This window comes from Streptomyces sp. NPDC021096, from assembly GCF_040641275.1.
GTDB lineage: Bacteria > Actinomycetota > Actinomycetes > Streptomycetales > Streptomycetaceae > Streptomyces.
Genome location: NZ_JBFADG010000009.1, coordinates 1 through 21,708, shown reverse-complemented (window position 1 = coordinate 21,708; position 21,708 = coordinate 1). Strand labels below are relative to the sequence as shown.

General features: G+C 73.8%; 20 protein-coding genes, 1 tRNA gene and 1 pseudogene. 9 read left to right on the top strand and 13 right to left on the bottom strand.

Translation table 11 applies throughout. The annotated features are described in order from the left end of the window. Nucleotides 1-45: 45 nt before the first annotated feature. From mshC to AB0G59_RS15015, 4 genes are all read right to left on the bottom strand, one after another. The gene (mshC, locus tag AB0G59_RS15030; RefSeq protein WP_360911609.1) at nucleotides 46-1,275 is read right to left on the bottom strand and encodes a cysteine--1-D-myo-inosityl 2-amino-2-deoxy-alpha-D-glucopyranoside ligase; all 1,230 of its coding nucleotides are present in this window, start codon (nucleotides 1,273-1,275) and stop codon (nucleotides 46-48) included. 117 nt (nucleotides 1,276-1,392) lie between these two features. After that, a complete protein-coding gene (locus AB0G59_RS15025) occupies nucleotides 1,393-2,223 on the bottom strand; it encodes an SCO1664 family protein (protein WP_360911607.1) in 831 nt (276 codons plus the stop codon). Continuing rightward, complete coding sequence (locus AB0G59_RS15020; RefSeq protein WP_360911605.1) at nucleotides 2,187-2,777, bottom strand: DUF3090 domain-containing protein; 591 nt, start codon at nucleotides 2,775-2,777, stop codon at nucleotides 2,187-2,189. The genes AB0G59_RS15025 and AB0G59_RS15020 overlap by 37 nt, the downstream gene beginning before the upstream one ends. 116 nt (nucleotides 2,778-2,893) lie before the next feature. Further along, nucleotides 2,894-3,589, bottom strand: a complete 696-nt coding sequence (locus tag AB0G59_RS15015; protein WP_071961921.1) for a histidine phosphatase family protein — start codon at nucleotides 3,587-3,589, stop codon at nucleotides 2,894-2,896. Between the two features lie 114 nt (nucleotides 3,590-3,703). On the opposite strand from AB0G59_RS15015, the gene corA reads away from it, so the two are divergent. After that, nucleotides 3,704-4,696, top strand: a complete 993-nt coding sequence (corA, locus tag AB0G59_RS15010) for a magnesium/cobalt transporter CorA (protein WP_360911878.1) — start codon at nucleotides 3,704-3,706, stop codon at nucleotides 4,694-4,696. 21 nt (nucleotides 4,697-4,717) lie between these two features. Here the strand turns inward: corA and AB0G59_RS15005 are convergent, their stop codons facing one another. After that, complete coding sequence (locus tag AB0G59_RS15005) at nucleotides 4,718-5,506, bottom strand: ferritin-like domain-containing protein (protein ID WP_360911603.1); 789 nt, start codon at nucleotides 5,504-5,506, stop codon at nucleotides 4,718-4,720. 231 nt (nucleotides 5,507-5,737) lie between these two features. Beyond that, a complete protein-coding gene (locus tag AB0G59_RS15000; protein WP_360911876.1) occupies nucleotides 5,738-6,787 on the bottom strand; it encodes an LLM class F420-dependent oxidoreductase in 1,050 nt (349 codons plus the stop codon). Between the two features lie 145 nt (nucleotides 6,788-6,932). Here AB0G59_RS15000 and AB0G59_RS14995 point away from each other — a divergent pair, with 145 nt between their 5' ends. Beyond that, entirely contained in the window at nucleotides 6,933-7,916 is a 984-nt protein-coding gene (locus AB0G59_RS14995) for an aldo/keto reductase (RefSeq protein ID WP_360911601.1), read from the top strand. Continuing rightward, complete coding sequence (locus tag AB0G59_RS14990) at nucleotides 7,913-10,252, top strand: helix-hairpin-helix domain-containing protein (protein ID WP_360911599.1); 2,340 nt, start codon at nucleotides 7,913-7,915, stop codon at nucleotides 10,250-10,252. Before AB0G59_RS14995 ends, AB0G59_RS14990 begins: the two co-directional genes overlap by 4 nt. A gap of 58 nt (nucleotides 10,253-10,310) precedes the next feature. On the opposite strand, the gene AB0G59_RS14985 is transcribed toward AB0G59_RS14990, so the two are convergent. After that, the gene (locus tag AB0G59_RS14985; RefSeq protein ID WP_360911597.1) at nucleotides 10,311-11,066 is read right to left on the bottom strand and encodes a hypothetical protein; all 756 of its coding nucleotides are present in this window, start codon (nucleotides 11,064-11,066) and stop codon (nucleotides 10,311-10,313) included. 47 nt (nucleotides 11,067-11,113) lie between these two features. Here AB0G59_RS14985 and AB0G59_RS14980 point away from each other — a divergent pair, with 47 nt between their 5' ends. Next, nucleotides 11,114-11,302, top strand: a complete 189-nt coding sequence (locus AB0G59_RS14980) for a DUF5703 family protein (RefSeq protein WP_071961927.1) — start codon at nucleotides 11,114-11,116, stop codon at nucleotides 11,300-11,302. 129 nt (nucleotides 11,303-11,431) lie between these two features. Here AB0G59_RS14980 and AB0G59_RS14975 read toward each other — a convergent pair whose 3' ends face one another. The 3 genes from AB0G59_RS14975 to AB0G59_RS14965 all read right to left on the bottom strand — a co-directional run bounded on the left by AB0G59_RS14975 (nucleotide 11,432) and on the right by AB0G59_RS14965 (nucleotide 14,184). After that, nucleotides 11,432-12,268: a chaplin gene (locus AB0G59_RS14975; RefSeq protein ID WP_360911594.1), complete on the bottom strand. Its 837-nt coding sequence runs from the start codon at nucleotides 12,266-12,268 to the stop codon at nucleotides 11,432-11,434. Between the two features lie 179 nt (nucleotides 12,269-12,447). Next, nucleotides 12,448-12,681: a chaplin gene (locus tag AB0G59_RS14970; RefSeq protein ID WP_071961929.1), complete on the bottom strand. Its 234-nt coding sequence runs from the start codon at nucleotides 12,679-12,681 to the stop codon at nucleotides 12,448-12,450. 153 nt (nucleotides 12,682-12,834) lie between these two features. Then, the gene (locus AB0G59_RS14965; RefSeq protein WP_360911592.1) at nucleotides 12,835-14,184 is read right to left on the bottom strand and encodes a M20/M25/M40 family metallo-hydrolase; all 1,350 of its coding nucleotides are present in this window, start codon (nucleotides 14,182-14,184) and stop codon (nucleotides 12,835-12,837) included. A 236-nt stretch (nucleotides 14,185-14,420) separates the two neighbouring features. On the opposite strand from AB0G59_RS14965, the gene AB0G59_RS14960 reads away from it, so the two are divergent. Together AB0G59_RS14960 and AB0G59_RS14955 are read left to right on the top strand one after the other, a co-directional pair. Next, nucleotides 14,421-14,508 (top strand) — tRNA-Leu (locus AB0G59_RS14960). A gap of 110 nt (nucleotides 14,509-14,618) precedes the next feature. Next, the gene (locus tag AB0G59_RS14955; protein WP_360911590.1) at nucleotides 14,619-15,023 is read left to right on the top strand and encodes a (2Fe-2S) ferredoxin domain-containing protein; all 405 of its coding nucleotides are present in this window, start codon (nucleotides 14,619-14,621) and stop codon (nucleotides 15,021-15,023) included. A gap of 21 nt (nucleotides 15,024-15,044) precedes the next feature. On the opposite strand, the gene AB0G59_RS14950 is transcribed toward AB0G59_RS14955, so the two are convergent. The 3 genes from AB0G59_RS14950 to AB0G59_RS14940 form a co-directional block, all read right to left on the bottom strand. After that, complete coding sequence (locus tag AB0G59_RS14950) at nucleotides 15,045-16,988, bottom strand: primary-amine oxidase (protein WP_360911588.1); 1,944 nt, start codon at nucleotides 16,986-16,988, stop codon at nucleotides 15,045-15,047. Then, a complete protein-coding gene (locus AB0G59_RS14945; protein ID WP_360911586.1) occupies nucleotides 16,985-18,556 on the bottom strand; it encodes an APC family permease in 1,572 nt (523 codons plus the stop codon). The genes AB0G59_RS14950 and AB0G59_RS14945 overlap by 4 nt, the downstream gene beginning before the upstream one ends. Before the next feature lie 76 nt (nucleotides 18,557-18,632). After that, nucleotides 18,633-19,619 carry a hypothetical protein gene (locus tag AB0G59_RS14940; protein WP_360911584.1) on the bottom strand — a complete coding sequence of 329 codons (987 nt, stop codon included), beginning with the start codon at nucleotides 19,617-19,619 and terminating at the stop codon, nucleotides 18,633-18,635. A gap of 373 nt (nucleotides 19,620-19,992) precedes the next feature. Here AB0G59_RS14940 and AB0G59_RS14935 point away from each other — a divergent pair, with 373 nt between their 5' ends. From AB0G59_RS14935 to AB0G59_RS14925, 3 genes and pseudogenes are all read left to right on the top strand, one after another. Then, nucleotides 19,993-20,874, top strand: coding sequence for a DMT family transporter (locus tag AB0G59_RS14935; RefSeq protein WP_360911874.1), 882 nt, complete (start codon nucleotides 19,993-19,995; stop codon nucleotides 20,872-20,874). A gap of 23 nt (nucleotides 20,875-20,897) precedes the next feature. Beyond that, nucleotides 20,898-21,428 (top strand): NUDIX domain-containing protein, encoded by a 531-nt coding sequence (locus AB0G59_RS14930; protein WP_360911582.1) that lies wholly within the window; start codon nucleotides 20,898-20,900, stop codon nucleotides 21,426-21,428. 202 nt (nucleotides 21,429-21,630) lie between these two features. Beyond that, nucleotides 21,631-21,708 (top strand): annotated as a pseudogene (locus AB0G59_RS14925) (DNA-binding response regulator); the annotation flags it as partial.

The following is a 21,708-nucleotide window of genomic DNA, read 5'->3' as shown; positions in this document are numbered from 1 at the left end:
GTTCCTGCGGGCGGGCGCCCCCTGACGGATGGTGGGGTCAGCGCGTCACAGCGCCACGCCGAGCAGCGCGTCGACCGCGCGGGAGACCAGGCCGGGCGCACCCTCGTCCGTGCCGCCGGCAGCGCTCTGGGCGGCGGCCCAGCGGTCGACCGCGGCGAGCGCGGCGGGGGCGTCGAGGTCGTCGGCGAGGGCCTCGCGGATCTCCTCGACGAGCGCGTCGGCGCCGGGGCCGTCGGGCCGGGAGACGGCGGCGCGCCAGCGGGCCAGGCGCTCGACGGCCTCGTCCAGGACGGCGTCCGTCCACTCCCAGTCGGCGCGGTAGTGGTGGCTCAGGAGCGCGAGCCGGATGGCGGCCGGGTCGACGCCCTCGCGGCGGAGCGCGGAGACGAAGACGAGGTTGCCCTTGGACTTGGACATCTTCTCGCCGTGCAGGGCGACCATGCCGGCGTGCACGTACGTCTTGGCGAAGGGGTTCTCGCCGGTGAGCGCCTGGGCGTGCGAGGCGCCCATCTCGTGGTGCGGGAAGATCAGGTCGGAGCCGCCGCCCTGGACGTCGAAGCCCATGCCGAGGTGCTCCAGCGCGATGGCGACGCACTCGATGTGCCAGCCGGGGCGGCCGGGGCCCAGGGACGCGCCGTCCCAGCTGGGCTCGCCCGGGCGGGCGGCCATCCACAGCATGGGGTCGACGGGGTTCTTCTTGCCGGGGCGCTCGGGGTCGCCGCCGCGCTCGGCGGACAGCAGGCGCATCGCCTCGGCGTCGAGGCGGGAGACGCTGCCGAAGGAGGGGTCGGAGGCGACGGAGAAGTAGATGTCGCCGTCGAGTTCGTAGGCGGCGCCCGCGGCGCGCAGCCGCTCCACCAGGGGAACGATCTTCGGTATCGACTCCACGGCGCCCACGTAATGGCGGGGCGGGAGCATGCGCAGCGCGGTCATGTCCTCGCGGAAGAGGGCCGTCTCGCGCTCGGCGAGGGCGGTCCAGTCGTCCCCGTTGGCGATGGCCCGCTCCAGCAGCGGGTCGTCGACGTCGGTGACGTTCTGGACGTAGTGGACCTGCCGCTTGGTGTCGAGCCACACGCGCTGCACGAGGTCGAACGCGTTGTAGGTCGCCGCGTGTCCCATGTGGGTGGCGTCGTACGGCGTGATGCCGCAGACGTAGATACGGGCGACGGGACCGGGAACGAGGGTCACCCGTTCACCGGTCGCGGTGTCGTGGATCCGGAGGTCGCGGCCACTGCCGGGCAGGGCGGGTACCTCTGAAGCGGGCCAGGCATGCATGACCTGAGCGTAACCGGATGCACGTTCCGGATACGAACCGGGCGCGGGGGTTGGCCGAACTTCCCTTCTTGCGAAGGGCCTCCGACATGTGTATTCCCGCATGCCGGCCCGGAAAGATCACACCGGCGGCCAGGGGATGGCCGGCCACTGCCCGCTCGGCTCGCGGTGCCGCCCGGTGCGCAGCAGCTCGGCCACCCGTCCCCGCAGCGCCTCGATCTCCGCCGGGGTGATCAGCTCCGCCAGCCGCTCGGCCAGGGGGCGCCCCTCGGCCAGATCGGCCGAGAGCCGCCGCAGGGCCGCCAGCGCCTCCTCGGGCAGCGGCTCCCCCGCCCAGCCCCACAGCAGGGTGCGCAGCTTGTCCTCCGCGTTGAACGTCACCCCGTGGTCGATGGCGTAGAGCCGGCCGTCCGCGGCGGGCAGCAGGTGGCCGCCCTTGCGGTCGCCGTTGTTGATGACCGCGTCGAGGACGGCCAGCCGGCGCAGCCGCTCGTCGTCGGCGTGCACAAGGAGCGCGGTGCGGTCCTCGCCCACCTCCGCGAAGCCGACGGCCTTCCAGCCGGGCCCCGGCTCCTCGCCCTCGACCAGGGCCAGGAGCGCCTCGCCGGTCTCCTCGTCCGCGGACGCCTCGATCCACAGCTGGCACATGCCCGGCCCGTACGGGCCCTCCCGCAGCACGGTCGGCGGGACGAGCCCCCAGCCCATGGCCTCGGAGAGCTCGTAGGCGGCGACCTCGCGCTGGGCGAGGGTGCCGTCGGGGAAGTCCCACAGGGGCCGCTCCCCCGCGACGGGTTTGTAGACGCAGGCGGCGCTCACGCCCTCGTACTCGACCGTGCAGTAGAGGACCGCGTTGGAGGCCTCGCGGACCCGCCCGCGGACGGTCAGCTCGCCCTCGGCCAGCAGCTCGTGCGGGGTCACGCTCCGCGGCGGTATCCGTTCTGGCGCGGACATACGTGTCCCTCCGGGTCGAGCGGCAGGCTGCACAGCGGGCACGGCGGCCGGCCGGCGTTGACGACTTCCAGGGCGCGCTTGGCGAAGGCGCGGGCCATGGTGCCGGTGAGCCGCACGCGCAGCATCGGCGGGCCGTTCAGCTCGTCCTGCAGCAGCCGCTCCTCGGCCTCGACGAGGTCCTCGTCGGAACCGGCCTCCAGCTCCACCAGGGCCTGTGCCTCGACCACCATGCGCTGGCCCTCGCCGTCCCAGGCCAGGGCCATGGTGCCGACCCGGAACTCCTCCTCGACGGGGGATTCGAGGGGCTCGGAGTCGGTGAACTCCACGGGTGCCACGGCCGGCACCGGAGCGCTGCCGCCGGTGCGCCGCACGACCTCGTCGAGGAGCTCGTCGATGCGCTCGGCGAGCGCCTCGACCTGCGCCTTCTCCAGGGCGACGCTGGTGGTCCGGCCGGCCGCGGTGGCCTGGAGGAAGAAAGTGCGGCGGCCCGGCAGCCCGACCGTACCGGCGACGAAGCGGTCCGGTGGGTCAAAGAGGAACACCTGACGGGACAACGTCCTGCTCCATTGGGTTCGGTGGTCGGAGTGTCTGTTCCGGGTGCGGGATCACGTACGCGTCCCCCGGGCGCTGCCCGGGCGCTCCCGCGTCACCACCCTACTGCGCGCGACGATCACGGTGCTCCCGCACCGCCTCCCACGGCCGCGTCCGCGGCGGCCTCCTCGCGGGAGGGCTCGGCGGGGACGAGGCCGGCGAGGTCACCGGTGTCGCCGAGGCGCAGCAGATAGGGGCGCAGCCGGGTGTAGCGGATGGCGGTGACCGAGCAGGGGTCGGCGGTGATCCGCTGGAAGTGGTCCAGGTGCAGGCCCAGGGCGTCGGCGACGAGCGACTTGATCAGGTCGCCGTGGGTGCACACGAGGTAGGCGGCGTCCTGGCCGTACTCCCCCTCGATGCGCTCGTTCCACTCCCGTACGGCGTCGACCGCGCGCGCCTGCATGGCGCGGACGGACTCGCCGCCGGGGAAGGCGGCCGCGGCGGGGTGGCGCTGGACGACCTCCCACAGCGGTTCGCCGGCGAGGTCGGTGAGCTTGCGGCCCGACCAGTCGCCGTAGTGGCACTCGCCGACGCGCTCGTCGGTGTGCAGGGGCAGGGAGGGCCGGGCGTCGAGCAGCGGCTGGACGGTCTCGAGGCAGCGCTGCAGGGGGCTGGTGACGGCGGCGGCGAGGGGGACGTCCGCCAGCCGGGCCGGCAGGGCGGCGGCCTGGGCGGCGCCGCGCTCGTCCAGTGCCACGCCGGGGGTCCACCCGGCAAGCACTCCCTGGGTGTTGGCGGTGGACCGGCCGTGCCGGACCAGGATCAGCGTGGGCATGGCCGCCAGCCTACGACGCCGCCCGGTGCCGTCGGAGTGTGACGGAAGTGTCGTGGGAATCGTCGTGCGGGGGAAGGCGCGGGGGGTAGTTTTCCGGGAACGTTCCAGGAAAGGCTGTCTCGCGTGATCGTGGACTGCGCCATCTACCGCGACGGGCACCGCACCGAGGGGCCCGCCGACTTCTCCGACGCGCTGGACCAGGCGCGCGCCGACGGGAACTCGTTCCTGTGGATCGGCCTGCACGAGCCCACGGAGAAGGAGTTCGAGCTGGTCACCAGCGAGTTCGGGCTGCACCCGCTGGCCGTGGAGGACGCCCTGCACGCCCATCAGCGCCCGAAGCTGGAGGTCTATGACGACTCGCTGTTCATGGTGCTCAAGCCCGTGGTCTACGACGACGAGGCGGACACCGTCAGCACCGGCGAGCTGATGCTGTTCGTCGGCGACTCCTTCGTGGTCACCGTGCGACACGGCGAGGGCAGCCCACTGGCGCGCGTGCGCAAGCGACTGGAGCAGGACCCGGAGCTGCTGTGCCACGGGGCGACGGCGGTGCTGTACGCGGTCAGCGACGAGGTCGTGGACCAGTACACGGAGGTGGCCGCGCTGCTGCAGGCGGACCTGGACGAGCTGGAGGCGGAGGTGTTCTCGCCGCTGGGCGGGGACACCAAGCACACCGCGTCGCGGATCTACTCCTTCAAGCGGCAGGTCGTGGAGTTCCGGCGGGCCACGATCCCGCTGACCGAGCCGGTGGCGCGGCTGGCGTCGGCGGGGATGCCGTTCGTGGACGACCGCTCGCGGCCCTTCTTCCGCGACGTCAGCGACCATCTGGCACGGGCCAACGAGTCCGTGGAGAGCCTGGACCGGCTGCTGACGGACATCCTCTCGGCCCACCTCGCGCAGATGGGCGTCCAGCAGAACGACGACATGCGCAAGATCTCCGCCTGGGCGGCGATGGCGGCCGTGCCGACGATGGTCGCCGGGGTGTACGGGATGAACTTCGACCACATGTGGGAACTGCGGCAGCCATGGGGCTACCCGGCGGTCCTGGTGCTGATGGTCTCTCTGGTGTTCTGGCTGTACCGGATGTTCAAGCGGCGCGGCTGGCTGTAGGAGAGCGCCCCGGCCGGCGGCTCAGGCGAATTCGACGGCCGTGGTGGGGGCACCGCCCAGGGCGTCCCGCCGCTCCGGCATGCGCAGGGAGACCATCCGCCGCCAGCCGACGAGCCGTTCGTAGGCGTACACGGCGTGAATGGCCGCCGCGAGCGCGGCCGACTTGGCCTTCGGCCAGCGCAGGATACGGCCCATGCGGCTCATCACGGCGAGGCTGACGTCCCGGTAGACGGCGATCTCGGCGAGCGCGCTCTCCCGCAGCAGCGCCTGGATGGTCCGGCCGTGCCCGGCGGCGGCGAGGCGCAGCAGTTCCTCGTGGCAGTAGGCGAGGTGGTTGGCCTCGTCGTCGCCGATCATGCGGACGGCCCTGCCGACCTCGGGGTGGTCGCCGAAGCACGTGATGAGCATGGCCATCTGGTCGGAGGCGCGCTGCTCGGTGACCCGGCTGTGGGCGAGGTAGGCGATGATGTCGCGCTCGGTCAGCGGCTCCTGGCCGCGCAGCTTCCCGTGCGGGAGGCCGATGCCCTCGCGCTCGAGGATCATGGTGTAGTCGGTCTCCGGCGGCGCCTCGATCCGCGTCAGTCCGCGCTTGTGCAGCAGGGCCTGGAAGATCCGTCCGTGCTTGTCCTCGTCGGCACCGTGCCGGGCGATCTTGGGGGCGAGCGTGCGCCTGCTCTCCGGCACCAGGGCCGCGATCCGGCCGTTCTCCCAGCCGCCCTGCTGCTCGCCGCTCGCGGCGATGGAGCAGAACAGCTGATAGGCCTCGTCGTTGTCGATGATCTCCTGGAACAGACCCCTGGCCGTGAGCATGGCCCTCACCTCCGTCTGCACCGAGTCAACGGCCCCGCGCGCGGCGCGGCAATCAGGGACGGCGCACGCTCGGCCGAACGGAGGAGTTCGGGCGGAGATTCGAGGGTTCCCCGGCGCGTAACCACCGGGGCGCCCGGGCGTTGTGTTCGGTGTCGGCCGTGGCGGGGAAGACGACCCCCGAGCCCCCACCACGGCCGCGGCCCCTCCTTCGAGGGGCCGGTCGGGGTCCGCTCAGGCCAGTCCGGCCCGCTCCAGCGCCTCGACGCCGGTCCGCAGGCTCGCGAGCCGCTCCTCCCGGGTGAACCCGGCGGGGGCCAGCGACAGGGTGGTGACGCCCGCGTCGGCGTAGGCCTGCATGCGGTCGGCGATGCGCTCGACCGGCCCGAGCAGGGAGGTGGAGTCGATCAGCTTGCGGGGGACGGCCGCGGCCGCGCCGGCCTTGTCGCCGGCGAGGTACTTCTCCTGGATCTCGGCGGCCTCCTTCTCGTACCCCATCCGCTGCGCGAGCTTGTTGTAGAAGTTCTGCTTGGCGCTGCCCATGCCGCCCACGTAGAGGGCGGTGTAGGGGCGGAAGAGGTCGGCGAGGGCGTCGACGTCCTCGCCCACGGCCATGGGGACGGTCGGGGCGAGGTCGAAGCCCTCGAGGTCCTTGCCCGCCTTGGCGCGGCCGGCGCGCAGGGCGCCGAGGGTGGTCTCCTCGGCGTGCTCGGGGGCGAAGAAGACGACGAGCGCGCCGTCGGCGATCTCACCGGTCTGCTCGAGGTTCTTCGGGCCGATCGCGGCGATGTACAGCGGAATGCGCTCGCGCACGGGGTGCACGGTGAGCTTGAGGGGCTTGCCGGGGCCGCCGGGCAGCGGCAGCGTCCAGTGGTCCCCCTCGTGGGTGACGCGCTCGCGGGACATCGCCTTGCGGACGATCTCGACGTACTCGCGGGTGCGGGCCAGCGGCTTGTCGAACTTCACGCCGTACCAGCCCTCGGAGACCTGCGGGCCGGAGACGCCCAGGCCCAGCCGGAAGCGGCCGCCGGAGAGCGAGTCGAGGGTGGCGGCGGTCATCGCCGTCATCGTGGGCGTACGGGCGGGGATCTGCAGGATCGCCGAGCCGACGTCGATGCGCTCGGTCTGCGCGGCCACCCACGACAGCACGGTCGGCACGTCCGAGCCGTACGCCTCGGCGGCCCAGCAGACGGAGTAGCCGAGGCGGTCCGCCTCGCGGGCGACGGCGAGGTTGTCCGCGTCCATCCCGGCTCCCCAGTAGCCGAGGTTGATTCCGAGCCTCATCCCGCTCACGGGCACCCCTTACTCATCAGTAACGTCGTTGTCGCCGGACTCTAGCGCGCGGACCTGGGGTACGTCATCGGGCAGTTCACCGGGCCCGGCGGCGGCACGGCGACGCGGTGCGACGCGAACAGTACTCTCAGCGCTCATGGAACAAAGGCATCTCGGCCGTACTGGCCTGCGGGTATCCCGGCTCGGGCTCGGCACCCTGACCTGGGGCCGGGACACCGGGGAGCACGAGGCGGCCGGGCAGCTCAAGGCCTTCTGGGAGGCGGGCGGCACGCTCGTGGACACCGCGGACGTCTACGCGGACGGCGGCGCCGAGTACCTCCTCGGGCAGCTCCTGGAGGGCCTCGTACCGCGCCGCGACCTGGTCATCGCCACCAAGGCCGGCAGCGTGCTGGACCCCGACCGGCGCGTCGACTGCTCGCGCGGCCACCTCCTCGCGGCGCTCGACGCCTCCCTGGAGCGGCTCGGCACCGACTACGTCGACGTGTGGCAGATACACGCCTTCGACGCCGCCACCCCGGTCGAGGAGACGCTGCAGGCCGTCGACCTCGCCGTCCGCAGCGGCCGGGCCCGCTACGCCGGGGTCGCCGGATTCTGCGGCTGGCAGCTCGCCAAGGCCGCGACGTGGCAGCTCGCGGAGCCCGCGGTGCGCACCCGGCTGGCCTGTACGCAAATGGAGTACTCGCTGCTGCAGCGCGGCATCGAACGCGAGGTCCTGCCCGCGGCGCTCGACCTCGGCATCGGCGTGCTGCCGTCCTCGCCGCTGGGCCGGGGCGTGCTGACGGGCAAGTACCGGCACGGCACCCCGGCCGACTCCCGGGGCGCCTCCGAGCACCTCGCCCCCTTCGTCGCCCCCTACCTGGACGACACGGCGGCCCGCATCGTCGACGCGGTCACCACGGCGGCCCACGGCCTCGCCGTCACCCCCCTGCAGGTGGCCCTGGCCTGGGTCCGCGACCGCCCCGGCGTCGTCGCCCCGCTCGTCGGCGCCCGCACCGCGCAGCAGCTCGGGGCGGCACTGTCAGTGGAGACCCTTAGTCTTCCGGACGAGATCTGCCAGGCGCTCGACGACGTGTCGGTGCCCGTGCACCGCTACCCCGACCAGGACTGGAGCACGCTGTGACCAACGACCGCGGTCACCTCGCCGGTGAACCCACCGCCGCGCCCGCGGAAGAGGCCGCCCCCCGCCCGACCGGCCCCGCCCCGGAGGCGACCGGGGCATCGCACGGCAGCACCGACGACGCCGGCGCTACGGAGCCGGCCGCGCCCGGCGAGGGCAGCGGCGGTGCCGAGGAGGCGGGTGCGGTGCCGGCTTCGCGCGGCGAGGGCGGCACCGACAGCGGGGGCACGGAGCCGGACGTCCCCGGTGCGGCCGACGCTCACGCCGCGGCGGACGCGGAAGGCGGTGCCGAGCGCGGCAGCGACGCCGCGGCGGACGAGACCGGCGCCGACGGCGCGGGCACGGAGCCGGACGTCCCCGGTGCGGCCGGCACTCACGCCGCGGCGGACGCGGAAGGCGGTGCCGAGGACACCACGGGTGCGGTACCGGCCGCGCGCGGCGAGGGCGGCGAGGACGGCGGCCAGGCGCGGTCGGCCGTGGCCGAGGCGTTGGCGGCAGCGGTGCGGGCCGTGGAGAGCGGGGAGCGGTCCGCGGCGTCGTTCTTCAACGAGCCCAAGCCCAGGCCCAGGCCGGCGGCGCGGACCTCGCCCGCCCAGCCCGCCCGGCCCGTACCGGCCCCCGCCGCCCGGGCGGCGGTCGCGCCCAGCGCGGGCCTCGTCGAGGTGCTGGCCGCGGGCGGCGCGCCGCAGCAGCTCGCGCCGCAGGCCGCGCAGGCGCTCGGCGAGCAGGCCGCCGATGTCCTGCGCGAAGACCCCTGGCGGCTGCTCGCCGTGCCCGGCGTCCGGCCCGAGCAGGCCGACGGCTTCGCGCGCGCCCTGCTGGGCCCCGAGTGCGGGCCGGGCGACGAGCGGCGGGCCCAGGCGCTCGTCGTATGGCTGCTGGAGCGCGCCGCGCTCGCCGGGCACACCGTGCTGGACGCCCCGGCGCTGCGCGCCGAGCTCGCCCGGCGCTCGGTGCCCGACCCGGACGAGGCGCTGCAGAGCGCCATCGCGGAGGGCGCGGTGCTGGTGTTCCAGGAGGGACCGGAGGGCGAAGGCGAGAGCGAGAGCGAGGAGGGCGACGCCGGGTCCCCGGTGTCCCTGCTGCTGGGCCTGGACCGCTACGCCATGGCGGAGGAGAGCCTCGCCGACGGCCTCGCCCGGCTGATCGCCGCCACCCTGCCCGAGGCCGACTGGGAAGCGGCGGCCGGCGCCGCCCCCTCCCCCTCCGCCGCCGAGCTGATCCGCGCGGCCGGGGCCTGCGGCCTGGTCGCGCACAGCGGCGGCGAGGCCGCCCGGGCCGAGCCCGCCGCCCTGGTCACGGCGGCGGCCGGGCTGGGCCTGCGCGCCTGCGCCGCCGCGCACACCGAGGACGGCCGGCGCCGCCTCACCGAGCTGGGCGTCCCCGACGCCGTCACCGTCGCCGGGCTGCTGTCCGGCCAGGAGGGCCCCGGGCGCGACGAGGACGGCTGCCTGGCCCTGGACGTGCTCGCCGTCCTCGACGCCCCGCAGCTGGACGTGGAGACGGCGGCGCTGCTGGTGGAGTCGCTCGCCGACGGCACCCGGCTGGTGCTCGGCGGCGACCCCGGCGTGCTGTGGTCGGCGGGCCCGGGCCGTGTGTTCGCGGACGTCGTGGCGGCCCGCGCCTGCCCGGTGGTCGTCTCCCGCACCCCGGACCCGGGCCCCCTCGGCGAGCTCGTCTCGGGCATCGGCGTCGGCGAGCTCCAGCAGGTGGCCGCGCCCGGCAAGGAGGTCGTGATCGTCCCGGTGCGGGACCCGGGCGAGGCGGTGCACCGCACGGTGCAGCTGGTCGCCGACTCCGTGCCGCGCGCGATCGGCGTGCCCGCCGACCGCACCCAGGTGATCACCCCGGGCCATGGCGGCCCCGTCGGCACCCGTGCGCTCAACGCGGCGCTCAAGGAGCGGCTGAACCCCGGCCCCGGCCGGTTCGGCGGCTTCGACCCCGGCGACCGCGTCGCGTACGTCCCCGCCCCCGGCCGCATGCTCCCCGGGACCGTGACCTCGGCGGACGCCGGGGGACTGCGCCTGGACTGCGGCGGTGCCCCCGTGGTCGTACCGCCGGACCGCGTCGCGGACGAGGTGCGCCACGGCTGGGCCGTGACCGCCCACCAGGCCGCCGGGACGCGCTGGCCCGCGGCCGTGGTGGTCCTGCCGGGCGACGCCGCCGCGTCACTGACGCGCTCATGGGTCTACACGGCGTTCAGCCGCGCCGAGCGGCATCTGTCGGTGGTGCACGGCGTGGACCAGGCGCTGCCCCGCGCCGTCGCCGAGGTGCCGGCGAAGGAGCGGACCACCCGTCTGCGGTCCCTGCTGCAGGCGCAGAGCCGCCCCGCCGAATGAGCGACGGCCGCCCCGCCGGCTCCGTGAGGAGCCGCCGGGGCGGCCGGAAAAGCCGAGGTCAGCGGCGTGGGCGCCGCACGGTCCGGCCGTCGTCGCCCTCCCCGTCGTCGACGTCGAGATCGTCGTCGAGGCCGTCGTCGTCCTCGTCGTCACCGTCGTCATCGCCGTCCTCGATGCCCAGCTCCTCGTCGAAGACGGCGCTGACGTCGAAGCGGCAGATGACCCGCTGCGGATCGGCCTGGTCGAAGGGCTCGCCCAGCCACTCCCCCGGCTCGGCCGGTTCCTCGGCGGCCGACACCCACAGCGTGGAGTCGCCCTCCTCCAGGCCGAACTCCTTGTGGCGGGAGGCGATTTCGTCCGGCTCGTACTCGCCGAAGAGCACCCCGAGGGCGGCGTGCACGCTGTGGCCGACGATGCCCGCCGCGCCGCCGTGCCCCCCTGCGTCCGTGTCGACATCGACGTCCGGATCGAGGTCGGCGACGCGCTGGGCCTGGGCGAGCAGCCGCTGCGGCTCGACCACCGCGTAGTCCCTGCGGATCAGCACGCTCAGCGCGCTGGGCTCGTCCGGCCCGGCATAGGCGGGCAGCGTGTCGTCCCCGGGGATCTCGAAGGGGGTGACCTCGTCATAGGCGTCGTAGAGCAGCTCGTCGTACGCCTCGGCTGTCGCGGCCAGCTCGTTGAACGCGGCGTAGACGGCCGGGTCGTCCTCCCCCGAACGGCGTTCGACGGCCTCGAGGTGGCGGTCCAGAGCGGCTTTGACCGCCTCGGCGGCGGCCCGTACCTCGGCAGCGGTTGGCTGCGCAGCATCAGACATAGTGCAGACGCTATCCGCACCGGGCCCGTTCCCGCACAATAGATGCGATGCCGGAATACGAATTCTGCGATGTGTATGTGCCCCGGGGCGTCTCCCGCGGGGCGACCACACGCCTGCTGACCGAACACGCCGAGTACGGACACTGGGAGTTGGACCGACTGCGCCTCTATCCCGACGGCAGCCGCAGGGTGCGGCTGCGCCGACGGATCATCCGCCAGATCCGCGCCACATGGTGACCCGGTACCGCGCCGCGGTACCGCACGGCGACCGGGTGAGCACCCGGGCGTGAACGCATACGGAGCGGGCCCCGCGACTGCGGGGCCCGCTCCGTGCCGGTGCTGGACCGGCTCAGCCGTTCGGGCGTGTCAGCCCTGCGCCCCACGGGCACGGCGGTAGAGCATCGCACCGCCGAGCAGCAGGCCCGCGCTGGCGGCACCGGCCGCACCCAGCTGACCGGCACCGGTGTGGGCGAGCTCCGCGGCCTTCTGGGCGACCGTGGCCGGACGGTGCTCGGCGAGGGGCGCGGCGGGAAGGTGCGCGTCCTTCACCTCCATGGCCGGCTTGGCCTGGTGGTGACCCGGCGCGCCGGGGTGGCCGGCCGGCTCGTCGTGGTGCTTGGCCGGCGGCTTGTGGCCGGGCTTCTCCTCGGTGGGTGGGTTGTGGTGCCCGCCACCGGGCTTCTGCGGGCCCGGGTGCCCCGGCTTCTCGCCGTGGTGCGGCGGCTTGTGGCCGTGGTCGTGACCCTGCTGGGCCGGACCGTGGCCGTTGTTGACGCACGTGTTGCCGTGCGTGGAGTTGCCGATCCCGACGACGTTGACGCTGTTGCCGCACGCGTTGACCGGGATGCTGACCGGGACCTGCGCGGTGTTGCCGGAGGCCACACCGGGCGAGCCGACGCTGTGGCCGTTCGCCAGCGCGCCGCCGTTGCCGTGGCCGCCATGGCCGCCGTGGCCGTGGCCGCCGTTGGCACAGCGGTTGCCCGTCGCGGGGTTGAGCAACCCGACGACGTTCACGGTGTTGCCGCACGCGTTCACCGGCACGTGGACCGGAACCTGAACGGTGTTCCCCGAAGCGACCCCCGGGGAGTGCGCCGCGGCGCCGTTGGCACCCGAGTCGGCGTGAGCGTAGCCGCCGGTGACAGCGGCGATGACCCCACTGGCCGCCGCTACGGTGATCAGGCCCTTCTTGGTGACCTGTCGCATTTTCGTCTTGCCCCTCTGCTGCTCTGCTTGCCATGCGGAATGCGCAAGGGCGTACATTTCCCCACCCATGCGCGGAAAACCTGGTCCCATCCCTATGGCCCCAAAGCCCGGCGGCCCCGGAGCGCATGGCGCGCGCTCCGGAGCCACCGCGGTTCAGTCCCTCGGGTAGGGACACGGCGTCACTTGTTGACGCAGGTGTTACCGGTGGCGGGGTTGAGCAGCCCGACGACGTTGATCGTGTTGCCACACAGGTTCACCGGCACAGCCACCGGGACCTGGATGACGTTGCCCGAGACGACGCCGGGAGAGTTCACGGCAGCACCCTGGGCACCCCCGCTGGCGGCGGCGACGCCCGCGCCCACGAGTACGAGACCACTGGTGGCTGCCGCGGCGGCGACGACCTTCTTGAGCATGGATTCCTCCTTGTTGGCAATGCGGTCCCAGCCGCGGACCGCACACCTGTAACGACGAGGAGGAATAGGGGCTACGTAAGGACGTAGGCGTTCACTCTTTCCGGCGAAGGAAGCGCCAAATACGCGCAGTCTGACGCCCTTTCAGGACCGAAGTCAGCACTCATCCAGGAAGCGGTCGAGCACCCGCGCACCGAATTTCAGACCATCGACGGGCACGCGCTCGTCCACTCCGTGGAACATCCCGGCGAAGTCCAGCTCCGGCGGCAGCTGGAGCGGGGCGAAGCCGAAGCAGCGGATGCCCAGGTCGTCGAAGTGCTTGGCGTCGGTGCCGCCGGAGAGCATGTACGGGATGGCGCGGGCGATCGGGTCCTCGGCCCGCAGCGCCGTCTGCATCGCGTCGACCAGCTTGCCGTCGAAGTCGGTCTCCAGCGCCTTGTCCAGGTGCGAGCGCTCCTGGTCGATCTTCACCCGGGGGCCGAGGATGCGGGCCAGGTCGGCGTGGAACTCCTCCTGGTGCCCCGGCAGGAAGCGCCCGTCGACATGGGCGCTGGCCTGGCCCGGGATCACGTTCACCTTGTAGCCCGCGTCCAGCATGGTGGGGGCGGCGGAGTTGCGCAGCGTGGCGCCGACCATCTTGGCGATGCCGCCGAGCTTGGCGAGGGTGCCCTCCATGTCCTCGGGGTCCAGCTCCGTGCCGAGCGCGTCGGAGAGCTCGTCCAGGAAGGACCGTACGGTCTTGGTGACCCTGACCGGCCACTCGTACCGCCCCAGCCGCCCCACGGCCTCGCACAGCTCCGTGATGGCGTTGTCCTTGTTGGTCATCGAGCCGTGCCCGGCCGTGCCGTCCACGGTGAGGCGCATCCAGTGCATGCCCTTCTGGGCGGTCTCCACCAGATAGAGCCGGAGCTGCTCGTTGACGGTGAAGGAGAAGCCGCCGACCTCGCCGATCGCCTCCGTCACGCCCTCGAAGAGGCCCGGGTGCTTGTCGACCAGGTAGCGCGCGCCGTAGGTGCCGCCCGCCTCCTCGTCGGCGAGGAAGGCGAGCACGATGTCGCGCGGGGGCTTGCGGCCGCTGCGCAGCCTGTCCCGTACGACCGCGAGGGTCATCGCGTCCATGTCCTTCATGTCGACCGCGCCGCGCCCCCACACACAGCCGTCCGTGATCTCCCCGGAGAACGGGTGGTGCGTCCAGTCGTCGGCGTTGGCCGGGACGACGTCGGTGTGGCCGTGGATGAGCAGCGCGGGCCGGGACGGGTCCTCGCCCTCGATGCGGGCGATGGTGGAGGCCCGCCCCCGGTGGGATTCGAGGATCGTCGGCTCCAGGCCCACCTCGGCGAGCTTCTCGGCGACGTACTCGGCCGCGGCGCGCTCGCCCGGGCCGGAGTGGTCGCCGTAGTTGCTGGTGTCGATGCGGATCAGGTCGCGGCAGAGGTCGACCACCTCGGCCTCGGCGTTGCCCGCGCTCCTGCCCGTGCCGACGGTGGCCGGCTTCGACTCGCTCACGCTGCCTCCTCGTGGTTCGCCGCCGGTCGGCCGCGGCAGGTGTGCGCGGCTCCCCGGCGTGGGTCCACGGCCATCCTCCCCCTCCCGTTCCCCCAGCCCAAGGCCGCAATGCGGCCGACACACGCCCGCAACGACCGGCGCCGCCCGGCGGCCCGGGAGCGTGATCGAGCACCGCTGAATGTTTGGTATTGTTTTCCATGTCGCCGCGGGGAACACCCCGCGAAGACAGACACCTGGTCCGGGTGGCGGAATGGCAGACGCGCTAGCTTGAGGTGCTAGTGCCCTTTATCGGGCGTGGGGGTTCAAGTCCCCCCTCGGACACCAGCGGGAACCCCAGCTATCAGCTGGGGTTCTTCTGTTTTTCCGGCTCTTTCGCGCCGGTGGCCCCCGGCGACCCCTCGTGCTGGCGTTCGAGTCTGCGTAAGATCATCCGGATGACGCCCCAGAGCCCCCGCAGCGCCGCCCCGTCCGCCGCACCCTGCCGGGTCACCGTGTGCCGGGGCTGCTGCTGCGGCGACCCGGCGAAGGTGCCGGGCGTGGACCACGCGGGGCAGATCGCACGGCTGCGGCGGGCCCTGGGGGATGCGGCGCCGGTGCGGGCCTCGGAGTGCCTGGACGTGTGCGACCAGGCGAACGTGGTGGTGGTGCAGCCGTCGGCGGCGGGGCGGGCGGCCGGGGGCCGGCCCGTGTGGCTGGGCCTGGTCAACGACGACGACGCGCTGGCGGACATCGCCGCGTGGGTGCGCTCGGGCGGACCGGGTCTGGCGGAGCCGCCCGGGGTGCTGGACCTGTACGAGTTCACCGTCTCGCGGCGGGTGGGGAAGGCGCTGGAGAGCTGAGGGCGCGCCCTCCCCCGGGCGTCACACCGCGCGGTGGCCGCGGCCCTTCTCCGCGGGCAGGTCCAGGGCGGGGTTGCGGTCGAAGAACCCCGTGGGCTTGAGGGAGAAACCGGTGGGGTCGACCGGCATGACCGGCCACTCCTCCAGGCGCGGCAGGTGCGTGGGCCCGAAGGTGTGCCAGACGGTCAGCTCGGTGTTCTCCAGGCTCTCGCCGCCGGCGGTCCACTGCGGCAGCCCGGCGCCCCCGGGGTGCTGGTTGGGGTAGTCGCCCGCCGGGTAGCGCCGGTCGGCACGGTGGCGGGTGACCCACAGGTGCTTGGCGCCGTAGGCCGTGCGCCGGGCCACGGCCGAGTCGGGTTGGGCCAGGACGAGCGGCCCCGGCTGCGGTACGAGGGTGTAGGCGACGGGCTGCCCCATGCGGTTGTGCGAGCCGGGGTTGGTGATCCGCCAGCGCCGCCCCGCCGCGGGGTCGGCCACCCGGCCGCCGTCCGCGCTGTCGGCCAGGACGGTCGTACGGGTGGTGAAGGCGTTGCCGGCGGGGTTGCCGGGGCCGGCCGGGACGGGGACGACGTCCACTTCCTCGACGGTGTTGGCGAGCCCGTCGACGGCCACGTCGAGCCGGACGCAGAACAGGTGCTGGTGGTACGGGGCGAGCAGGCCCGGCGCGACCTCGGTGCCGTGGGGCGAGCCGGCGCCGGGCTCGACGGCGGCGGTCTGCACCATGCCGGTGGACTTGGCCTCGAAGGCGATGGTGCCGTCCTGGTGGAAGTACCAGTAGAAGCCGTAGTCGTAGTTGCCGACGGTCGCGATGAAGGAGATGACCAGGCGGCGGGAGCGGCGGCTGTGGGCGGCGTTGTCGTTGAAGATGTCGGTGTGCTTCCACAGGAGGCCGTGGTCCTCCTCGTGGATGCAGATGGCGTTGGACAGGGTCTCGGGGTGGCCCGAGTCGTCGGCGACGACGGCGTCCAGGTAGCGGATCTCGCCGAGGCAGTCGCAGCCGAGCCGCAGGGCGTTGGCGTTGCGGCCCAGGGAGTACTCGCCGGCGTCGAGGAAGGCCACCCAGTTGCGGCTCTCCTCGGGCTCGCCGTAGGTGACGGCCATCTCGGCGAGGGAGGCGCGGTGCAGGACCGGCCGCTCCCTGCCGTCCTGCCCGTCCCGGTGGGTGATCCGGTGCAGGACGAGGCCCTCCCGCGCATTGAAGTCGACGCGGAAGCTCCAGTTCTGCCAGGTCAGCAGGGGCCCGTCGAGCCGGAAGGACGGCCCCTCGGGCTGGGTGATCTCCAGGGGGCGCAGGTCGGTGCGGGGCGGGCCGGTGAACTCGGGCTCGTACCGGCCGCATTCGGTGGGTACGGGCACCGCTCCGGTGTCGATGATCCGTACGACGCGCCGCTCGATGACGTCGACGTCGGCCACGAGGCCGCCCACGGGGTGGGCCCAGGCGTTGTCGGTCGCGTCGCAGCGCAGCCAGGTCAGGCAGCGCAGCAGCCGGCGGCCGGGCCGGTCGAGCACGAGGTCGCCGGCCGCGAGCGGGGCGCAGACGGCCAGGCCGGTGTCGTCCACGCCGCGCTCGGCCATGGCCTTGCGCCAGCCGGGGTCGGCCTTCACGATCGCCTCGACGACCGGGTACTCCTCGAACATGACCTGCGGCTGGCCGTCGGTGGCCACGTCCAGGTCGCGGTAGGAGAGCAGCAGGGCGCCGGTGACGTCGACGAGCGCCTCGGCGGCCGCGCCGGTTACGGAGTCGAGCAGGGTGACGCGCAGCCGCCGTACGACGGGGTCGCCGGGCCGGTGGACGGCGGCGGTGTGCCGGTCGGGCTCGTCGAGCAGGACCAGCGGGAAGCGGGTGGACGGCTGGACCTTGCCCGCCTCCTCGAGCACGCGCCGGGCCGTCGCGATCTCGGCGGCGCTCAGCGGGTCGAGCGGATGGGGCGCGACGGCCGGGGAGCCGGAGGGGCAGCACGTCATGAGGAAACCTTTCCGGGTGTCGTGGGACCGGTGGGTCCAAGGGGCATGGATGCCGCCTCCTTGGCGGCCTTCTCCAGTTGGAACGCCTCGTTGCCGAGCCCGATGCGCGCGTGCACCTGCGGGCGTGCGGCCTTGAGCACGAGCCCGTAGCCGAGCCCGAGGACGACGGCCGCGCCGATCAGGCCGGGCAGGATCCAGCCCAGGACCCCGCCGGGTCCGGCGCCGAGCAGGACGTCGAAGTCCTTGACCGCGTAGCCGACGATGACCAGCAGGATCAGCCCGGCGGTCCCGGAGGCGATCAGCCGGGGCGCCTGGGCGCGGGCCGCGCCGCGTCGTACGAAGAAGACGATGACGGCAGCGCTGGCGGCGGCCATCAGGACGATGACGCCGAGCGCGCCGACGTTGCCCATCCAGGTGAACAGCCGCAGGACGGGCGCGGTCGGGTCGCCGTGGGGGCGGTCGTCGGTGAGGGCGAAGAGCGCGACGGCCAGCAGCGAGACGGCGCTCTGCAGCAGCGAGCCGTAGGCGGGCGCGCCGCTGGTCCTGGAGGTGCGGCTCATGGCGGCCGGCAGCAGGCCCTCGCGGCCCATGGCGAAGGCGTAGCGGGCGACGACGTTGTGGAAGCTGAGCATCGCGGCGAACATGCCGGTCACGTAGAAGAGGTGCATGGCGTCGGTGAAGGTCGTGCCGAACCGTTCCTCCGTGAGGGCGAAGAGGAGGTTCGGGCCCTGCTTCTGCGCCAGCGCGATGATCTGCGAGGGCCCGGCGGCCACGCTCAGCGCCCAGGAGGCGAAGGCGAAGAACAGGGCGACGAAGCCGACGGCGAGGAAGGTCACGCGGGCGACGGCCACCTGGGGCCGGCTGGTCTCCTCGGCGTAGACGGCGGCCTGTTCGAAGCCGACGAAGGAGGCGATGGTGAAGCACAGCGCGGTGCCGAGACCGGCGCCGGAGAGGGTGGCGGGGTCGAAGGCGTCGAGGGAGACGCCGTCCGGTCCGGGGCTGCCGAGGGCCGCGGCGTCGAAGACGACGACCATGGCGCACTCGATGAGCAGGAGCACGCCGAGGACCTTGGCGTTGAGGTCTATCTTGAGCCAGCCGAGCGCGCCGACGAGGGCGACGGCGGCGAGTGCGGGCACCCACCAGGCGACGGCGATGCCGAGGTGCTTCTCGAGGAGCCCGGAGAGCTCGAAGCCGAAGATGCCGTAGATGGCGAACTGCATGGCGCTGTAGGCGACCAGGGCGACGACGGAGGCGGCGGCGCCCGCGGTGCCACCGAGGCCGCGCGCGATGTAGGCGTAGAAGGCTCCGGCGTTGTGGACGTGGCGGCTCATCTCGGCGTAGCCGAAGCTGAACAGCGTCAGGACGACGCCGAGGATGACGAAGAGCAGGGGCTGGCCGACGATGCCCATGGTCCCGTACGTGGTGGGCATGACGCCCGCGGTGACCATCAGCGGGGCGCTGGCGGCGACGACCGAGAGCAGCAGGCCGGCCACTCCTATGCGGCCTGCGCGCAGGCGTCTCTCCTGCCCTTTGAAGGTGCTGATCTCGCTCGTGCTGCCCGTCGACATGGCGGGGCCGTCCTTCCCGTGGGGGTGAGCGGAGCCGGGGTGGTGCGGGTGGTGCGAGGCGGTGCGGGGCCGTGGTTCAGGCGGCGCCGAGGGCGGCGCGGCGGGCGGCCCGGAAGCTCTTTCTGGGGTCCCGGTCGGGGTAGGACCAGGGGGCGTGCGTGGCGTGCGGCCCGATGCGGGTGAGCAGGGCGGCGGCCTCGGCGGGCCGGCCCTCGTGCAGCTTGGCGTGGGCCAGGTAGTTGAGGTCGACCTTGCGCCGGGGGTGGGACGTGGTGCCCGCCGTGTCCGCCGTGTCCGCCGCGTCTTCATCGATGTCCCATTCGAGCCACCAGTCGAACGCGGCCTTCATCACCTGCCGGGCCCGGCGGGTGGACCAGTGTCCCGAGCGGGCGGGGTCGGCGGGCTCGAGGCCGGCGCCGGCCAGGACACGGTAGCGCTCGGCGTGGGCGACGACGGGCAGCACGGCCAGCGGGGAGTCGGCGGGGGCCTGTTCGGCGGCCCAGGAGGCGAAGTCGTAGACCTCGTGCAGCGGGTCGTCGCGGTCGCCCTCCTGGCGTTCGGCCAGGCAGGCGGCCATCAGGTGGTGGGCGTGGTGGTGGTCCCGGTGCCGGGCGCGCACCTGGTCGAAGGCGCGCACGCGCTCGTCGTCGGTGCCGGTGCGGCGGGCGAGGAGGAGGATGGCGAGCCAGGGCGTCGGGTCGCGGGGGGCCATGCGGGCGGCGGTCAGGCACAGGGCACGGGCGGCGTCGGGGCTGTCCTTGCCGTGCAGGGCGCGGACGACGGTGGCGCAGGCCAGGAGGGCGGCGGCGTCGGGGCTGTCGGGCTCGGCGAGCTGCCACTCCCGGGCCCAGGCGGCGCTGGTGGAGCCCTCGGCGAGGACGACGAGGCGGTGGCCGCGGCGGTCCCAGTCGTCGCCGGTGCGGGCGAGCAGGGTGCGGGTGTCGGCCCAGCGGCCCCGGATCAGCGCGTCGCGTACGGTCGCGAGTTCGCCGTCGTCCAGGGCGGGGTCGAAGTTCGGCCCGTCCTTGTTCCGGGGGCGGCCCAAGGGGGGTGGGGGCGTCATCTGCGGGGTTCCTCCACGGCGTACGTCCCCTCCGGGCGCCGGGTCGGGGGGCGTCCGTGCGCATGCGTTCTCGATCACGCACAGCAAACCGGTAGTCACGGCTCCGAGTCAAGGCCGGTCTTGATGCTGACGTTACGTCAAGTAACGTACCGTCAGCCCCAGTTGCCGGAGGCCTCCCGGGCGGGGGGTGCGGAACGCCACGGGCACACACACCTATGTGAACTACTGTTCGAAAAAAGCCGGGAATCGTCAACGCCCCGACCGGATGAAAGCCCTGAAAAGGGGTACTCGACCGCCACGTCGTCCCCTGCGGCGGCTATCGTCTGTGGTGTCAAGTCTCCGACGACCGCTCGGTCTTGAGGTGCGCGACGTGATGGTCTTCGCCTTCGCCGTGAGCGCGGCATGCTTCCTGGGTGTGGGGTTCGTCCTCCAGCAGGACGCCGCACAGCGGGCCCCCATGAGCGACTTCCTCTCGCTCCGGCTGCTGCTGGACCTGGCCCGCATGCCGCGCTGGCTGGCGGGCATCGCGCTGATGGTGTGCGGCATGGCGCTGGGCGCGATCGCGCTCGGCCGGGGCGAGGTCTCGCTGGTCGAGCCGCTGCTGGCGACGAACCTGCTGTTCGCGATGGCGTTCTCCCGGTGGCGGACCAGAGCGCCGCTCGGGCTCACCGGCTGGGGCGGCCTGTGGCTGCTGGCGGGCGGGGTCGCCGCCTTCATCGTCGCGGGGCGGCCGCACGGCGGGCGCACCGTGACCGATCCGCTGCGCCACTGGCTGGTCGTCGGCGTCATGGTGGGTGCGGCCCTGCTGCTGGCGGCCCTGTCCAAGCGGGTGCGGATGAGTACGGAGGCGGCCCTGCTGGCGGTGGCGGCCGGGCTGCTCTACGGCGTGCAGGACGCGCTCACCCGGGTGTGCGGCAGCCTGCTGGGCCAGGGGTGGACCGTCCTGGCCACGAGCTGGCAGCCGTACGCGGTGGCGGCGCTCGGCGTGACGGCGCTGGTGCTGGTGCAGAGCGCCTTCGAGACGGCTCCCCTGCGGATGTCGCTGCCCGCCCTGACCGCCGCCCAGCCGCTGGCGGGGATCGCCTGCGGCGTCGGGTTCATGGGCGACCAGCTGCGGACGACGCCGGGGGCGCTGGCCGCCCAGGCGGCGGGCGTGGTGGCGATCGTCCTCGGGATCGTCCTGATCGGCCGGCATCCGGCCATGCCCTCGGGGACGGCGGCGCCCGGCCAGGTCCGCGACCTGCAGCCGCACTGACCCCCGGCTGGTTGGATGGCCCCATGACCGATCAGCAGCCGCTCGGGGCCGATGAGGTGCTGGACATCGTCGACGAGCACGACAGGGTGGTGGGGCAGGCGCAGCGGGGCGAGGTGTACGCGCGGAAGCTGCGGCACCGCTGTGTGTTCGTCCAGGCGCGGGACGCACGGGGGCGGATCTTCGTGCACCGGCGCACCGCGCGCAAGCTCGTCTTCCCCTCGCACTACGACATGTTCGTCGGCGGGGTCCTCGGGACGGGCGAGTCCTATGACGGGGCCGCGCTGCGGGAGGCGGAGGAGGAGCTGGGCGTCAGCGGCCTGCCCGCCCCCACGCCGCTGTTCCGTTTCCTCTACGAGACACCCGAGCACAGCTGGTGGTCGGCGGTCTACGAGGTCCGCTTCGACCTTCCGGTCCGGCCCCAGGAGGAAGAGGTCGCCTGGTACGGCTTCCTGTCGGAGGAGGAGCTGGGGGCCCGCCTGGACGACTGGCTGTGGGTGCCGGACGGGCTCGAGGCGTACCACCGGCTCGTGGAACACCGCGGGGCCCGGGGATAGCCCCGGGCCCCGCGGCGGGGGGGGCGGGCCCCCCCCCCCCCCCCCCGGGGCGGGGGGGGGGGGGCCCCCGGGGGGTGGGGCGGGGCGCCGGCGGGGGGCGGGGGGCGCGGTGGGGCGGGGGGGGGAGGGGCGCCCCCCCCGCCCGCCGCCCTGGGCGGGGGCGGCGGCCCCCCCCCCCCCCCCCCGGCCGCCCCCCCCCCCCCCCGCGAAGGTGCTGGTGCTGACCACGTTCGACCTCGACGAGTACGTGGTGGAGGCGCTGCGCGCGGGGGCCAGCGGG

Excerpts from the sequence above, each read along its gene's own strand:
- mshC (WP_360911609.1), bottom strand. The coding sequence starts at position 1,275 with ATGCATGCCTGGCCCGCTTCAGAGGTACCCGCCCTGCCCGGCAGTGGC.
- AB0G59_RS15025 (WP_360911607.1), bottom strand. The coding sequence starts at position 2,223 with ATGTCCGCGCCAGAACGGATACCGCCGCGGAGCGTGACCCCGCACGAG.
- AB0G59_RS15015 (WP_071961921.1), bottom strand. The coding sequence starts at position 3,589 with ATGCCCACGCTGATCCTGGTCCGGCACGGCCGGTCCACCGCCAACACC.
- AB0G59_RS15005 (WP_360911603.1), bottom strand. The coding sequence starts at position 5,506 with ATGCTCACGGCCAGGGGTCTGTTCCAGGAGATCATCGACAACGACGAG.
- AB0G59_RS15000 (WP_360911876.1), bottom strand. The coding sequence starts at position 6,787 with ATGAGGCTCGGAATCAACCTCGGCTACTGGGGAGCCGGGATGGACGCG.
- AB0G59_RS14995 (WP_360911601.1), top strand. The coding sequence starts at position 6,933 with ATGGAACAAAGGCATCTCGGCCGTACTGGCCTGCGGGTATCCCGGCTC.
- AB0G59_RS14985 (WP_360911597.1), bottom strand. The coding sequence starts at position 11,066 with ATGTCTGATGCTGCGCAGCCAACCGCTGCCGAGGTACGGGCCGCCGCC.
- AB0G59_RS14980 (WP_071961927.1), top strand. The coding sequence starts at position 11,114 with ATGCCGGAATACGAATTCTGCGATGTGTATGTGCCCCGGGGCGTCTCC.
- AB0G59_RS14975 (WP_360911594.1), bottom strand. The coding sequence starts at position 12,268 with ATGCGACAGGTCACCAAGAAGGGCCTGATCACCGTAGCGGCGGCCAGT.
- AB0G59_RS14970 (WP_071961929.1), bottom strand. The coding sequence starts at position 12,681 with ATGCTCAAGAAGGTCGTCGCCGCCGCGGCAGCCACCAGTGGTCTCGTA.
- AB0G59_RS14955 (WP_360911590.1), top strand. The coding sequence starts at position 14,619 with ATGACGCCCCAGAGCCCCCGCAGCGCCGCCCCGTCCGCCGCACCCTGC.
- AB0G59_RS14950 (WP_360911588.1), bottom strand. The coding sequence starts at position 16,988 with ATGACGTGCTGCCCCTCCGGCTCCCCGGCCGTCGCGCCCCATCCGCTC.
- AB0G59_RS14945 (WP_360911586.1), bottom strand. The coding sequence starts at position 18,556 with ATGTCGACGGGCAGCACGAGCGAGATCAGCACCTTCAAAGGGCAGGAG.
- AB0G59_RS14940 (WP_360911584.1), bottom strand. The coding sequence starts at position 19,619 with ATGACGCCCCCACCCCCCTTGGGCCGCCCCCGGAACAAGGACGGGCCG.
- AB0G59_RS14935 (WP_360911874.1), top strand. The coding sequence starts at position 19,993 with ATGGTCTTCGCCTTCGCCGTGAGCGCGGCATGCTTCCTGGGTGTGGGG.
- AB0G59_RS14930 (WP_360911582.1), top strand. The coding sequence starts at position 20,898 with ATGACCGATCAGCAGCCGCTCGGGGCCGATGAGGTGCTGGACATCGTC.